The following is a 14,016-nucleotide window of genomic DNA, read 5'->3' as shown; positions in this document are numbered from 1 at the left end:
CTCTCACGCGGGGGCCGATCGGGGGGCGGGCGGCAGCTCGGCCGCCTCCGCGCCCTCCCAGCTTTCGGCGCCACTGCCGAGGGTGAACCGACCGACATGCTGGCGCAGCCCCAGCGCGGCGCGGCGCAGGTCGGCGCTGGCGGCCGAAGTTTCCTCGAACATGGCGGCGTTCTTCTGGGTGGTCATGTCGAGCTCGCTTACCGCGCTGTTGAGCTCCGACAGGCCGGTTGACTGTTCGCGCGCGGACTCGGCGATGGCGGTGACGCGCTCGGCGATGATGCGGATCGCGGCGATGATCTCCTTCAGCGCGCCGCCGGTGCGCCCGGCGAGGCGCACGCCGTTCTGCACATGCTCCGACGAATCGGTGATCTGGATGTTGATCTCCCGCGCGGCCTCGGAGCAGCGCTGCGCGAGGAGCCGCACCTCGGAGGCGACGACGGCGAAGCCGAGCCCGGCCTCGCCGGCCCGCGCCGCCTCGACCCCGGCGTTGAGCGCGAGCAAATTCGTCTGGAAGGCGATGTCGTCGATCACCTTGATATTGCCGGAGATCTGCTGGAACGAGGCTTCGATGACGCCGATCGCCTCGATCGTCTCGCGGACGACCTCGCCGCTGGTCCTCGCGTCTTCGCGCGCCTTTCCGACCAGCGTGTCAACCTCGGCGGCGTTCTTCGCTGCCTCCGAGACCGAGGCGGTCAGTTCGTCGAGCGCGGCGGCGGTCTGCTCGACCGTGGCGGCCTGGCGCTCGGTGCGCTGGCCAAGCTCCTCGGAGGCCTGGGCAATGTGATCGACGTCCTGGCCGATCGCCTCGGCGCTTTGCGACACGTCGATCATCGCCTGGTGCAGCCGGTCGGTGGCGCGGTTGAAGTCGCTGCGCAGCTGCTCGTACTCGTCGGGGAAACGGCGCGAAATGACGCTGCCGAGATCGCCCCCGGCGAGCCGGGCGAGCGCCGATTGCAGCGCCTCGACCACGTCGGTCTGCGCCGCCAGCATCGCGGCGCGGGCGCTTGCGCCGGCGTCGAGCGCGTCGCGGTTCCGCCGCAGGTCGCCGCGCAGCGCGTCGAGCGCGCGGGAGATCCGGCCGATCTCGTCACCGCGCGCCTGGGCGGGGATCTCGCTCTCGTAGTCGCCGGCGGCGACCTTGCCCACCGCCGCCGCGATCCGCCGCAGCGGCTGCGCAAGGTTGCGGGCGGCAAGCCAGGCCAGCAAGAGCGCGACGACCAGAGCCGCGGCGGTGGCGCGGGCGAGCTGCGCGAGCAGCGCGCGGGGGCCGGCGGCGATGACCTCGGAGGGTTCGGCGGCGAGCAGCAGCCAGCGCTGCCCGGCGAAACTGACCGGCTGGAAGGCGGCGGCGACCTCGGTGCCCGAGGGCAGCGTGATCCGGGCCATGCCGCTTTCGCCATCCGCCGCGCCGGCCAGCACCGCGTCCAGGGCGGAGCCGAGGGGGAGGGGCGTGCCGAGTGCCTCCGGCGTTCCGTCGAGGCCGCGGGCGCTGCGCAGCGTGAGGTCCGGGGCGATCACCGCGAGCCGCGTCGAGTCGGTGCGGCCCGAGCGCATCTCGGCGATCCGCGCGATCTCGCGCCCGTCCGGCTCGAAGACCAGCGCGGCCACGACCGCGCCCGAGGCGTCGTGCAGCGGCGCGGCGAGATAGGCGGCGGCCGCGCCCCCGGCCTCCGGGTCGGTGGCGAAATCGCCGAATCCGAACTCCGCCCCCTCTGCGAGCGCGGCGCGGACGGCCGTGCCGAGGCTGCCCGGGGCCGCGGCGACATTGGTGGCGAAATTGCCCTCCTTGCGGACCGAGTAGAGGACGTCGCCCGCGGCCGAGACGATGAGCAGGTCGCGCAGCCCGATCGCCTTCACCCGGGCGCGCATCGCGGGGTGGTAGAGCGCGTGGAAGCGCGCGTAGGCGGTGCCGTCGGGGGCCGCCAGCAGCTCGGCGCGCTGGTCGGCGGGATTCGGGTTGCCGTCCACGTAGCCGCTGCGCAGATGCGCGTTGGCCTCGCTGCCGAGCCCGCGGTAGCCGACCAGCAGGCGGCTCACGGCCTCGATCATCGAGGGCTCGGCCGCCTCTTCGGACAGGGCGGTGCGCATCCGCGCGCCCCAATCCTCGATCAGCGCGGCGCGGGTTTCGTCGAGCATCGAGAGGCGCAGCGACACTTCCTGCATCAGCTGGGCCAGCGAGGCCTTGTAGGCGACCGCCCCGGCCACGCCGAGGCAGCCGAGCGCGATGACGATGATCAGCGCGGGCAGCTTGAGGCTGACCGAAAGGCTGCGCAGGCGGGGCATGGCGTGTTCCTGTGGCGGCTGGCGCGGCGCTGCGCCGGGCGATGCCGCCTGTTCAACCACGAAAGACTGAACAAGCGCCTAACCGCGGCGCGCCGTGCTGCCGGTGCGAAAGATCCCGCCGGGCGCCGCGGCCCGCTACTCGGCCGCCATGCGCTGGCCCTGCATGGCCGAGACCAGCCGGGCGCCGGCCTCGCCGGAGAGGTAGGTGAGCCGGCCGCCGCAGACCGTGGCCTCGATGGCGCGGCTGGCGGCGTCGACCACCACGAAGTCCGCGCGCCGGCCATGGTCGAGCGCGCCGCGGTCGACGAGGCCCATGATCTCGGCCGGTGTTGTCGAGATCATCGCCCAGGCCTCGGGCAGGGACTTCAGCCCCTTGTCGACCAGCGTCCAGGCGGCCTCGGCGAGGCAGGGGTAGTGGTAGTCCGAGACCAGCGCGTCGCAGAGCCCGGCGGCGACGAGGTGCTGGGCCGAGACATTGCCGGCCTGGCTCTGGCCGCGCACGACGTTGGGCGCGCCCATGAGCACCGGGTCGTTGAAGGCGCGGGCCAGCTTGGCGGCGCTGACCGTGGTGGGGAACTCGGCGATGCGGGCGCCGATGAGCCGGTAATACTCGCGGGTCTCGCCGTCGGGGTCGTCGTGGCTGCCGTAGCGGATGTCGAGCCCGTCGAACTTCTCGGCCAGCGCGCAGAGGTGGCGCGGCACGTCGCGCCCGCGCGCCTTGGCGGCGTGCAGGCGGTTGATGAAATCCTGCGGCGTCTCGCCGGCGCGCTCGGCCCAGAGCGCCAGCCGGTGCGGATCGCGCGCGGCGACGTCGAGCGCCTCGGGCAGGTGGTCGTTGAACACCACGTAATCCACGCCGTGGCGCAGCAGCGCCTCGAGCAGGCGCTCGCGGGTCTCGGGCATGTGGGTCTCGCAGCGGATCTGCAGGCGCAGGTCGGTCTGGGCGCGCGGGCGGTAGGCGGCGAGGGCGGCCATGACCTGCTCGGCGAAATCCGGGCCGCGCATGCCGCCCTCCCAGCTCCAGCACTGGGCGAGCCAGGCGGTGGTGACGCCGTGGGCGGCGGCCTCGCGGTCGGTCCAGCGCAGGCCGGCGAGGATCGGGAAGGGCGCGGAGGGGCGCGGCGCGATGTGGCGCTCGAAGGCATCGCCGTGCAGGTCGATGATGCCCGGCAGGATCAGGTATCCCGACAGGTCGACCTCGGGGTGCGGACCCTTGCTGATCACGCCGCCCTCGATCACCAGCGAGCGCTTCTGCAGCGCGCCGTCGCGAAGAAGGGTCGCGCCGGTGAGGCGCAGGGGGGGAAGTAGGGCAGTCATGCTTGTCACCCGCCGTGGCTGCTCTGGGGTTTCGGCAGGTTCTACCCCGGCTCTGTGTCACCGGCGTGACGTGGTGCGGCGGAGGTGTCGTCATGGCTGATGGTCAGCGCGACCCGGTCCCCGGCGAACCAGGTGTGGCCCTGTTCCACCGGTGCGCCGTCGGGGCCGAGGTTGAGCGCGGTGGAGCGCAGCAGCGGCTCGCCCTCGCGCAGGCCGAGGTGCAGTGCCTGGGTGGCCGAGGCGGGCTCGGCGGTGAGCCTTGTCATCGCGCGGGTGTAGTCGGCGATGCCGTGGCGGCGCAGCGCCTCGGTGACCGAGTTCACCTCGCGCAGGGTGGCGTCGAGCCCGGGCAGGCGGGTGATCGGGAAGAGCGAGACGAAATGCGCCATGGGCACGCCGCCCGCCAGCGAGATGCCCTCGAGCACCAGCACCGGCTCGCCCGGGGTCAGCTGCAGCGCCTCGGCCTCGGACGCGTCGGCGGGGCGGGTCTCCATGCGCAACTGGCGGCGGTCGGGCAGGCGACCCGAGGCGCGGACGTTCTGGCTGAACCGGGTGCGCCCGCCGATCGGGTAGTCCATCGGCGCCATGCGCACGAAGACGCCGGCGCCGCGCCGCGAATGGGTGAGGCCGCGCTCGGCGAGGTCCGAGAGCGCGTGGCGCACCGTGTGGCGGTTGACGCCGAAGCGGGTGGCCAGCTCGGCCTCGGTCGGCAGCTTGTCGCCGGGGCGATAATGCCCGCGCGAGATCTCGCCTTCGAGCGTGGTGGCGATGGCGTGCCAGACGGGGGAACGGGGCATGTGCGGACCTTTGTCACCGAAACTTCATGCGATCGGCCCTTGCCCGACTCGGGGCGACAGGCGTATGACATGTCTAGTTGTATAGTTATCTAGACAAATCGGCAAGGTGTCCAGATGGAAACTCCTGAACAGGAAATCGCCGCGCGGCAGGGCTGGATGGGCCTGCTGGCGCGGGCCCCGGCGGATCGGCTGGCGGCACTGCTGGAGGGGGCGGCTCTGCCCGGCTTCGACTGGCTGCGCGTGCCCGAGACCGGCGGCGTCATGGTGCGCGGCCGCATGGGCGGCACCGGCGCGCCCTTCAACCTCGGCGAGATGACCGTCACCCGCTGCGCGCTGCGGCTGGAGTCCGGCGAAGTCGGCCATGCCCATGTGCAGGGGCGCAGCCGCGCCCATGCCGAGCGCGCCGCGCTGGTGGATGCGCTGATGCAGGGGCCGCGGGCGGGCGAGATGCAGGCCGCCGTGCTGGCGCCGCTGGCTTCGGAAGAGGCGGCGCGGCGCGACGCGCGGGCGGCACGGGCCGCGGCGACGAAGGTGGACTTCTTCACCATGGTGCGGGGGGAGTGACGATGGCGGATCTTCTGAACGGCGACGCGCTGACGGGCGGCTTTGCCGACGCCCCGGTGCAGGCGGCGCGGGCCTTCCGCGCGGCGCTCGAGGCGATGGCGCGGCCGGGCCGGATCGAGACGGTCGAGGGTGCCGAGGCGCCGGGGATCTCCACGGCGGCGGCGGTTCTGCTGCTGACGCTCTGCGACCGCGAGACGCCGATCCACCTCGCGCCCGGCTGCGACGGCGAGGCGCTGCGGCGCTGGATCGCCTTCCACCTCGGCGCGCCGATCGTGCCCGCCCAAGAGGCGATGTTCGCCCTCGGCGGCTGGGAGGCGCTGAAGCCGCTCGACCGCTACCGCATCGGCACGGCGGAATACCCTGATCGCTCGGTGACGCTGATCGTCGAGGTGGAGGCGCTGGAAAACGCGGGCATGAGGCTCACCGGACCGGGCATCGAGACCGAGGCGGCGCTGAGCCTGCCCGAGGTCGAGGCCTTCGCCCGCAATGCGCTGCTCTTCCCGCTGGGCTGGGATTGCTACCTCACCTGCGAAGACAGGCTTGCGGCGCTGCCGCGCACGACGAAAGTGGAGGCGCTCTGATGTATGTGGCTGTGAAAGGCGGCGAGCGCGCGATCGACGCGGCGCATGAATGGCTGGCCGAGGAGCGGCGGGGCGACACCGCCGTGCCCGAGCTGACCGTGCCGCAGATCCGCGAGCAGATGGCGCTCGCCGTGAACCGGGTGATGGCCGAGGGCTCGCTCTACGATCCCGACCTCGCGGCGCTCGCGATCAAGCAGGCGCGCGGCGATCTCATCGAGGCGATCTTCCTGATCCGCGCCTACCGCACGACCCTGCCGCGGCTCGGGCATTCCGCCCCGGTCGACACCGGCGCCATGCGCTGCGACCGGCGCATCAGCGCGACCTTCAAGGACGTGCCGGGCGGGCAGGTGCTGGGGCCGACCTTCGACTACACGCACCGGCTGCTCGACTTCGCGCTGGAGGCCGAGGGCGAGGCGCCGCGGGCGCGCGAGGCCGCGCCGCGCCGCGAGCCGACGCCGCGGGTGACCGAGTTCCTCAACCGCGACGGGCTCATCCAGGACGAGCCGCGCTCGGACGGAACGCCCCCCGACATGACCCGCGAGCCGATGGAATACCCCGCCGGCCGCCCGCTGCGCCTGCAGGCGCTGACCCGCGGCGACGAGGGCTTCGTGCTCGGCATGGCCTATTCAACCCAGCGCGGCTACGGCCGCAACCACCCCTTCGTCGGCGAGCTGCGCATCGGCGCGGTCGAGGTCGAGATGGAGGTGCCGGAACTGGGCTTTTCCGTCTGCATCGGCGAGCTCACGCTCACCGAATGCGAGACCGTCAACCAGTTCGCCGGCTCGAAGACCGAGCCCGCGCAGTTCACCCGCGGCTACGGGCTGGTCTTTGGCCAGACCGAGCGCAAGGCGATCTCGATGGCGCTGGTCGATCGGGCGCTGCGCTGGGAGGAGCTGGGCGAGGAGAACGTCGGCGCCCCGGCGCAGGACGAGGAGTTCGTTCTTGCCCATTCCGACAACATTCAGGGCACGGGCTTTCTCGAACACATCAAGCTGCCGCACTATGTCGACTTCCAGTCCGAGCTGGAACTGGTCCGCAGGATGCGGGCAGAGGCGATGGGCACCACACAGCTGAGGGAGGCTGCGGAATGAGCAAGGGTTATCACGGGGCGAAACTGCCCGAACTGCCCGCCGGGCAGGATTGGTACTGCGCGCTGGTCGAGGTGATCCGGATGCCGGGCACCGTCTCTCCCTTCTTCGGCGACGAGGAAGAGGCGATCGACGACGAGGCCGCGCTGGCGGTGCTGTGGATCTGCCTCTCGGCCAATTCCCCGGCCGAGGTCGAGGTGCAGCTGGCCGAGCATGTCGCCGAATGCGGCGGCGTCGCGGGCAGCATCGAGGACGTGAAGCTGATCGCCTCGCCCTCGGACCTGCCGCTCGACGAGGACGGCGCGGTCGACGAGGGCCTGCTCGAGGCCTTCAGCGACCCGGAACTCGGCGACGAGATCGTCTGGGGCGAAATCTATCTCTTCGGCGAGGAGCCGGACGCATGACCGCGCAGGCCTACAACTTTGCCTATCTCGACGAGCAGACCAAGCGGATGATCCGCCGGGCGCTGCTCAAGGCGCTGGCGGTGCCGGGCTACCAGGTGCCCTTCGCCAGCCGCGAGATGCCGATGCCCTACGGCTGGGGGACGGGGGGCGTGCAGGTGACCGCCGCCTGCCTCACCCCCGAGGACCGGCTCAAGGTCATCGACCAGGGCGCCGACGACACCACCAACGCCGTCTCGATCCGCAAGTTCTTCGAGCGCACCGCCGAGGTGGAGACGACCGAGCACACCGAGGAGGCGACCGTCATCCAGACCCGCCACCGCATCCCCGAGCAGCCGCTCAGGGAGGGGCAGATCCTCGTCTACCAGGTGCCGATCCCCGAGCCGCTGCGCTTCCTCGAGCCGCGCGAGACCGAGACCCGCAAGATGCACGCGCTCGAGGAATACGGGCTGATGCACGTCAAGCTCTACGAGGACATCGCCCATAACGGCGCGATCTCGACGGCCTATGCCTACCCGGTGAAGGTCGAGGGGCGCTACGTGATGGATCCCTCGCCGATCCCCAAGTTCGACAACCCGAGGCTCGAGAGCGCGGCGATCCAGCTCTTCGGCGCGGGCCGCGAGCAGCGCATCTACGCGCTGCCGCCGCACACGAAGGTGGTCAGCCTCGATTTTGAGGACCACCCGTTCGAGCCCAGCAAGGCGGACCACGACTGCGATCTCTGCGGCTGCGGCACGAGCTACCTCGACGAGGTGATCACCGACGACGCGGGCGGGCGGATGTTCGTCTGCTCCGACACCGACTTCTGCGCCTCGCGACAGGCCCAAGGGCATCGTGGCGCACTCTCCCCGCAGGAGGAATTCGCATGACCCCGCTGCTCTCCGTTCAGGGCGTGACCAAGCACTACGGCGCGCGGCTCGGCTGCGGCGAGGTGAGTTTCGATCTCTGGCCGGGCGAGGTCATGGGCATCGTCGGCGAGAGCGGCTCGGGCAAGTCGACGCTGCTGTCGTGCCTCTCGGGCCAGCTGGCGCCCGACGCGGGCAACGTGGTCTTCGACACCCGCGCGGATGGCCCGCAGGACGTGCTCACCATGTCCGAGCCCGAGCGGCGGATGCTGGCGCGCACCGACTGGGCCTTCGTGCACCAGAACCCGCGCGACGGGCTGCGCATGGGCGTCTCGGCCGGCGGCAACGTCGGCGAGCGGCTGATGGCCGTCGGCGCGCGCAACTACGCGGGCATCCGGGCGCAGGCGATCGACTGGCTGGGCCGGGTCGAGATCGCCGAGGACCGGGTCGACGACCGCCCGCGCGCCTTCTCGGGCGGCATGCAGCAGCGCCTGCAGATCGCCCGCAACCTCGTCACCGGGCCGCGGCTGGTGTTCATGGACGAGCCGACCGGGGGGCTCGACGTCTCGGTGCAGGCGCGGCTGCTCGACCTCCTGCGCGGCCTCGTGCGCGAGATGGGGCTCTCGGCGGTCATCGTGACGCACGATCTTGCCGTGGTGCGGCTGCTCGCCGACCGGCTGATGGTGATGAAGGGGGGGCGCGTGGTCGAGACCGGGCTCACCGACCAGGTGCTCGACGATCCGCAGCACGGCTACACGCAGCTGCTCGTGTCGAGCGTGCTGCAGGTATGAGGCGCGCGGCGCCCGTGGCGCGGGCGGGATTTGCGTATTTGAAAAGAGAAGAAGGGCAAGGGCGATGATCCGGATCTCGGACGTGTCGAAGAGCTTCGTGCTGCACAACCAGGGCAGCGCGGTGATCCCGGTGATGGAGGGCGCCTCGCTTTCCGTGGCGCCCGGGGAATGCGTCGCGCTGGTGGGCAATTCCGGCGCGGGCAAGTCCACGCTGATGCGGATGATCTACGGCAACTACCTTGCCGCGTCGGGCCGCATCCTCGTGGGCGATGTCGACGTGGCGCAGGCCGAGCCGCGCGAGATCCTGAAGCTGCGCCGCGAGGTGCTGGGCTACGTCAGCCAGTTCCTGCGCGTGGTGCCGCGCGTCCCGACGCTGGAGGTGGTCGCCGAGCCGGTGCTGGCCGCGGGCGGCAGTGCCGCCGAGGGCGAGGCGCGGGCGCGCGAACTGCTGGCGCGGCTCAACATCCCCGAGCGGCTCTGGAGCCTCTCGCCCACCACCTTCTCGGGCGGCGAGCAGCAGCGGGTCAACATCGCGCGCGGCTTTGCCCATGCCTTCCCGGCGCTGCTGCTCGACGAGCCCACCGCCTCGCTCGACGCCACCAACCGCGCGGTTGTGCTGGAGCTGATCGAGGAGGCCAAGGCCCGCGGCGCGGCGATCGTCGGCATCTTCCACGACGTCGAGGCGCGCGAGCGCGTCTGCGACCGCGAGATCGACGTGAGCGCCTTCACCCCGGCGCGGGCGGCATGAGCGGGCGCATCTTCGCCCTCGTCGGCCCCTCGGGGGTGGGCAAGGACAGCCTGCTCGCCGAGGCGGCGGCGCGGGTGCCGGGCCTCTACGTGGTGCAGCGCGTGGTGACCCGCGCGCCCGGCGCCGGGGGCGAGCCCTGCCTCGCGGTCTCCGAGGCGCGCTTCGACGAGATGCTGGCGGAGGGGGGCTTTGCCCTGCACTGGGGCGCGCACGGGCTGCGCTACGGCATCCGCCGCAGCGAGCTGGCGGCGCGGGCGCAGGGCCGCCCGGTGGTGTTCAACGGCTCACGCGGGGCGCTCGAGCAGGCGGCGGGGGCGCTGCCCGAGCTCGAGGTGCTGCACGTGACCACCCGTCCCGAGGTGCTGGCCGAGCGGCTGGCCGCGCGGGGGCGCGAGAGCGCCACGGAGATCACCGCGCGGCTTTCGCGCGCGGCGCTGCCGCTGCCGGCGGGCCTGAAGGTGCACGAGATCGACAATTCCGGCCCACTCGACGTGGCGGCGGACCGGCTGGTGGCACTGCTTCAGCCGGTGAGGGCGTAGCGGTGGATGAGGTGAAAGCGCCCGTCCTCCGCCTCGCCGAAGAGGCAGAGCTCGCGGATCTCGAAGGGCTGCGGCAGCAGCGGCGCAAGCGCCGGGCGCAGCGCCTCGGCGACCGTCTCGGCCTCGCCGAAGGCCAGCTTGCCGCTGAGCGTGAGGTGGAACTTGAACTCTTCCATCACGTAGGGATAGCCCCAGCGCGCGAGGTTCGCCTCCTGCGCCGGGCTCAGCCGCGCGCTGCGGCGGCGTGCGAGCTCGGCCTCGGAGGGCGGCGCGCGGTGCGCGTCGAGCGCCGCGACCACCTCTCCGGCGAGCCTTGCAAGCGGCGCGGCGTCGCCGTCGATGGTGAGCGCGAGGAAGCTGCCGATGCGGCTCAGCGCAAGGCCGGGCAGGGTGACCGGCGCGAGCCGCGCCGCCAGCGCCTGCAGGTCACCCTGCAGCGCCTCGCGGCCGCCGGCCAGCCGCATGGGCGGCTTGAGCGTGCCGTGGAAGCCGTATTTGCGCGGCGACTCGGTGATCTCCGAGACCGGCCGGGGCAGGCCGGGCAGCGCGGGATGGGGAACGGATATGCCGCGGGCGGGGTCCCAGCCCAGCCAGGCGGCGGCGAAGTCGGCCAGAGGCCCCGGCTGCGGGGCGTAGTAGATGGCGTAACGGGAATAATCTTGCATGGCGCGCGTCATGACAGCGTCATGTCACAGTTGCATGACGGCGCAAAGGGCGCCGAGAGAAAGAGGTAGACCATGGCACGGACCATCCTGAGCAATGCGCGGATCGTGCTCGAAAACGAGGTGATCACCGGCTCGCTGGTGATGGAGGAGGGGCGCATCGCCGCGATCGATCCCGGTGTGGGTGTCGCGGCGGGGGCGGAGGATTGCGACGGCGATCTGCTGATCCCCGGGCTCATCGAGCTGCACACCGACAACCTCGAGCGGCACATGCAGCCGCGCCCGAATGTGAACTGGCCGCACGCGGCGGCGATCCTCGCGCATGATGCCGAGCTCGCCTCGGCGGGGATCACCACCGTCTTCGACGCGATGCGCGTGGGCTCGGTGATCACCGACCGCAAGTCGCGTTACGGCAAGTATGCCCGCGCGCTGGCGGGCGAGCTGCTCGAGGCGCGGGCGCGCGACATGCTGAAGATCAGCCACTTCCTGCACCTGCGCGCCGAGACCTGCTCGGAGACGCTGCTCGAGGAACTGGCGGAGTTCGGCGCGGCGGACCGGGTGGGGATCGTCTCGCTGATGGACCACACGCCCGGGCAGCGGCAGTTCCGCGACATGGGCAAGTTCAAGGAATACGTCTGCGGCAAGCACGGGCTGTCGGACGAGGATTTCATCGACCATGTCGACACGCTCACCCGGCTGCGCGCCGAGCTCGGCGAGGCGCACGAGGCCGGCGCCGTCGCCGCGGCGCAGCGGCTCGGCGCGGTGCTGGCGAGCCACGATGACACCACCGCCGGGCATGTCGAGGTGAGCCGCGGCTACGGCGTGCGGCTGGCGGAGTTCCCGACCACGGTCGAGGCGGCGCGGGCCTGCAAGGCCTCCGGCATCGCCGTCATGATGGGCGCGCCGAACCTCATCCGGGGCGGGTCGCACTCGGGCAACGTCGCGGCGGAGGAGCTGGCGCGGCTCGACCTGCTGGACATCGTCTCGTCCGATTACGTGCCGGCGGCGCTGATGGGCGCGGCCTTCCTGCTGGCCGACCTCTGGGACGACCTGCCGCGCGGCATCGCCACGGTGAGCGCCGCGCCCGCCGCCGCCGCGGGGCTGGACGACCGCGGCCGGCTCGCGCCGGGGCTGCTCGCCGACGTGGTGCGGCTGCGCCGGATCGAGGGCCAGCCCTGCCTGCGGGGGGTCTGGAGCCACGGGCGCCGCGTGGCCTGACGCGTGCGGGATATGCGTATTTGAAAAGAGAAGAAGGGCAGGGGCGCGCCCCCTGCCTTTCATCTTTCCGCAAGTACTCCGGGGGTGAGGCGCGCAGCGCCGAGGGGGCGGCGCCCCCTCCTGCCGCGCGGGCCGCGGGGACCGCGCATGAAATAGGGGCCCCGCGGGGCCCCTTAGGCGTTCAACCCGGAGCGGGATCAGCCGTCGTAATCGACCTCTTCGACCAGCCGCAGCGCGGCGCCGCGCTGCTGCGCGAGGGTCATGAGGTTGGTGTCGTCGGCGGTGAAGCTGCCCCAGCCCTTGACCAGGTCGTCCGCCTCGGTGCCGGGGGCGATCGGGTATTCGAAGTTGGCGTGGGCGTAGATCTCCTGCGCCTCGGGCGAGGACAGGTATTCCATCATCTTCAGCGCGTTCTCGCGGTTCGGTGCCGACTTGGTCATCGCCACGCCCGAGATGTTCACGTGGGTGCCGCCGTGCTCGAAGACCGGGAAGAGCACGTTGACCGAGTTGGCCCAGTCCACCTGCTCGGGGTCGTTCAGCATCTGGCCCATGTAGTAGGTGTTGCCGAGCGCGATGTCGCATTCGCCGGCCCAGATCGCCTTGACCTGCGCGCGGTCGTTGCCCTGCGGGCGGCGGGCGAGGTTGTCCTTCAGCCCCTGCAGCCAGGTCTTGGCGTATTCCTCGCCGTGGTGGTGGATCATCGCGGCGACCAGCGCGACGTTGTAGTCATGCGTGCCGGAGCGGGTGCAGATGCGGCCCTTCCACTTCGGATCGGCCAGATCCTCGTAGGTGGTGATCTCGGAGGGATCGACGCGGTCCTTCGCGGCGTAGACGATGCGCGCGCGGGTGGTCAGCCCGTACCATTGCCCGTCGGGGTCGCGGTACTGGGCGGGCACGTTCTCGTCGAGCACGTCGCTGTGCACCGGCTGGGTCACCCCCGCCTGCACCGCGGCGGCAAGGCGCGAGATGTCGACGGTGAAGATGAGGTCCGCGGGCGAGCGGTCGCCCTCGGCGACGAGGCGCTCCTCGAGCCCCTTGTCGATGTAGGCCACGTTGACGTCAATGCCGGTGGCGGCGGTGAAGGCGTCGGTCAGCGGCTGCAGCAGCTCGGGCTGACGGTAGGAATAGAGGTTCACTTCCTCGGCCAGCGCGGGTGCGGCGCAGGCGATCAGGGCGAGGGCGGTTCCGAGACGCAGCATCAAAGTCCTCCGGTCATGCAAGTCGGGATGGGCCAATTCTTGCGGGTCAATATCCCGAGTGAAATTATCAGGTCAATGCCTTAGAGGAAAGATCAGGCTTTCGTGACCGGCTGCGCCGGATTGGCGCGGGCGGCCTTCTGAGCCTTTTCCGCGGCCTTGGCCTCGTCCCAGAGCGCGTCCATCTCGGCGAGGTCACTGTCCTCGGGGCGCTTGCCGCGGGCGTCGAGCGCGGCCTCGATCGACTTGAACCGGCGGGTGAACTTGGCGTTGGCGCGGCGCAGCGCCTGCTCGGGGTCGATCTTCATGTGCCGGGCGAGGTTGGCCATGACGAAGAGCAGGTCGCCGAATTCCTCCTCGGCGTGATCGGGGTCGGTGGCCTCGCGCAGCTCCTGCACCTCCTCGATGAGCTTGTCCATCACCTCGTCGGTCGAGGGCCAGTCGAAGCCGACGCGGGCGGCGCGGTTCTGCAGCTTGACCGCGCGCAGGAGCGCCGGGAGACCCATGGCGACGCCGTCGAGCACGCCCTTCTCGGCCTTGGCGGCGCGTTCGGCGGCCTTGATCTTCTCCCAGTCGGCGGTCTGCTGCTCGGGGGATTTCTCGTTGCTCTCGTCGCCGAAGACATGCGGATGGCGGGTGACCATCTTGTCGGACATGGTGTTGGCCACGTCGTCGAAGCTGAAGAGCCCGCGCTCCTCGGCCATCTGCGCGTGGAAGACCGACTGGAAGAGCAGGTCGCCCAGCTCGCCCTTCAACTCGGCCCAGGCCTCGCGCTCGATGGCGTCGGCGACCTCGTAGGCCTCCTCGATCGTGTAGGGGGCGATGGTGGCGAAATCCTGCTCGAGATCCCAGGGGCAGCCGGTCTCGGGGTGGCGCAGGCGGCGCATGATCTCCAGCAGGCGGGGCATGCCGCCCCTGGGATCGTGGATCAGCTCGTCACGCGCATCGAGGGTCATGGACTTCTCCGCCAAATGTGTATTTGACCT

At 71.4% G+C, this 14,016-nt stretch carries 15 protein-coding genes; 9 read left to right on the top strand and 6 right to left on the bottom strand.

Features of this window, described 5'->3' with window-relative positions; genetic code table 11:
* Window positions 1–3: 3 nt before the first annotated feature.
* From PVT71_RS01265 to phnF, 3 genes are all read right to left on the bottom strand, one after another.
* The gene (locus PVT71_RS01265; protein WP_353472683.1) at window positions 4–2,283 is read right to left on the bottom strand and encodes a methyl-accepting chemotaxis protein; all 2,280 of its coding nucleotides are present in this window, start codon (window positions 2,281–2,283) and stop codon (window positions 4–6) included.
* Between the two features lie 135 nt (window positions 2,284–2,418).
* Window positions 2,419–3,600: an alpha-D-ribose 1-methylphosphonate 5-triphosphate diphosphatase gene (locus PVT71_RS01260; protein ID WP_353472682.1), complete on the bottom strand. Its 1,182-nt coding sequence runs from the start codon at window positions 3,598–3,600 to the stop codon at window positions 2,419–2,421.
* A 41-nt stretch (window positions 3,601–3,641) separates the two neighbouring features.
* Entirely contained in the window at window positions 3,642–4,397 is a 756-nt protein-coding gene (phnF, locus tag PVT71_RS01255; protein ID WP_353472681.1) for a phosphonate metabolism transcriptional regulator PhnF, read from the bottom strand.
* 114 nt (window positions 4,398–4,511) lie between these two features.
* On the opposite strand from phnF, the gene phnG reads away from it, so the two are divergent.
* The 8 genes from phnG to phnN all read left to right on the top strand — a co-directional run bounded on the left by phnG (window position 4,512) and on the right by phnN (window position 9,954).
* Window positions 4,512–4,961 (top strand): phosphonate C-P lyase system protein PhnG, encoded by a 450-nt coding sequence (gene phnG / locus PVT71_RS01250; RefSeq protein ID WP_353472680.1) that lies wholly within the window; start codon window positions 4,512–4,514, stop codon window positions 4,959–4,961.
* A gap of 14 nt (window positions 4,962–4,975) precedes the next feature.
* Entirely contained in the window at window positions 4,976–5,542 is a 567-nt protein-coding gene (phnH, locus tag PVT71_RS01245) for a phosphonate C-P lyase system protein PhnH (RefSeq protein ID WP_353473900.1), read from the top strand.
* On the top strand, window positions 5,542–6,633 hold the full coding sequence (locus PVT71_RS01240; protein WP_353472679.1) for a carbon-phosphorus lyase complex subunit PhnI: 1,092 nt from the start codon (window positions 5,542–5,544) through the stop codon (window positions 6,631–6,633). The genes phnH and PVT71_RS01240 overlap by 1 nt, the downstream gene beginning before the upstream one ends.
* A complete protein-coding gene (locus PVT71_RS01235) occupies window positions 6,630–7,034 on the top strand; it encodes a hypothetical protein (RefSeq protein ID WP_353472678.1) in 405 nt (134 codons plus the stop codon). Before PVT71_RS01240 ends, PVT71_RS01235 begins: the two co-directional genes overlap by 4 nt.
* On the top strand, window positions 7,031–7,900 hold the full coding sequence (locus PVT71_RS01230; RefSeq protein WP_353472677.1) for an alpha-D-ribose 1-methylphosphonate 5-phosphate C-P-lyase PhnJ: 870 nt from the start codon (window positions 7,031–7,033) through the stop codon (window positions 7,898–7,900). Before PVT71_RS01235 ends, PVT71_RS01230 begins: the two co-directional genes overlap by 4 nt.
* Window positions 7,897–8,667 (top strand): phosphonate C-P lyase system protein PhnK, encoded by a 771-nt coding sequence (phnK, locus tag PVT71_RS01225; protein WP_353472676.1) that lies wholly within the window; start codon window positions 7,897–7,899, stop codon window positions 8,665–8,667. Before PVT71_RS01230 ends, phnK begins: the two co-directional genes overlap by 4 nt.
* Window positions 8,668–8,731: 64 nt before the next feature.
* Complete coding sequence (gene phnL, locus PVT71_RS01220) at window positions 8,732–9,415, top strand: phosphonate C-P lyase system protein PhnL (protein ID WP_353472675.1); 684 nt, start codon at window positions 8,732–8,734, stop codon at window positions 9,413–9,415.
* Complete coding sequence (phnN, locus tag PVT71_RS01215; RefSeq protein WP_353472674.1) at window positions 9,412–9,954, top strand: phosphonate metabolism protein/1,5-bisphosphokinase (PRPP-forming) PhnN; 543 nt, start codon at window positions 9,412–9,414, stop codon at window positions 9,952–9,954. Before phnL ends, phnN begins: the two co-directional genes overlap by 4 nt.
* Here phnN and PVT71_RS01210 read toward each other — a convergent pair.
* A complete protein-coding gene (locus PVT71_RS01210) occupies window positions 9,936–10,619 on the bottom strand; it encodes a DUF1045 domain-containing protein (RefSeq protein WP_353472673.1) in 684 nt (227 codons plus the stop codon). The genes phnN and PVT71_RS01210 overlap by 19 nt on opposite strands.
* Before the next feature lie 72 nt (window positions 10,620–10,691).
* Between PVT71_RS01210 and PVT71_RS01205 the strand changes: the two genes are divergently transcribed.
* Window positions 10,692–11,834 (top strand): alpha-D-ribose 1-methylphosphonate 5-triphosphate diphosphatase, encoded by a 1,143-nt coding sequence (locus PVT71_RS01205; RefSeq protein WP_353472672.1) that lies wholly within the window; start codon window positions 10,692–10,694, stop codon window positions 11,832–11,834.
* A gap of 197 nt (window positions 11,835–12,031) precedes the next feature.
* On the opposite strand, the gene PVT71_RS01200 is transcribed toward PVT71_RS01205, so the two are convergent.
* Window positions 12,032–13,033, bottom strand: coding sequence for a Fe(3+) ABC transporter substrate-binding protein (locus tag PVT71_RS01200; RefSeq protein ID WP_353472671.1), 1,002 nt, complete (start codon window positions 13,031–13,033; stop codon window positions 12,032–12,034).
* Window positions 13,034–13,125: 92 nt separating this feature from the next.
* The gene (gene mazG, locus PVT71_RS01195) at window positions 13,126–13,986 is read right to left on the bottom strand and encodes a nucleoside triphosphate pyrophosphohydrolase (RefSeq protein ID WP_353472670.1); all 861 of its coding nucleotides are present in this window, start codon (window positions 13,984–13,986) and stop codon (window positions 13,126–13,128) included.
* Between the last annotated feature and the right edge of the window lie 30 nt (window positions 13,987–14,016).

The sequence above is a fragment of the Salipiger sp. H15 genome (genome assembly GCF_040409955.1).
In the GTDB taxonomy this organism is placed as follows: domain Bacteria; phylum Pseudomonadota; class Alphaproteobacteria; order Rhodobacterales; family Rhodobacteraceae; genus Salipiger.
This window is presented reverse-complemented; position numbering and strand designations above follow the sequence as displayed.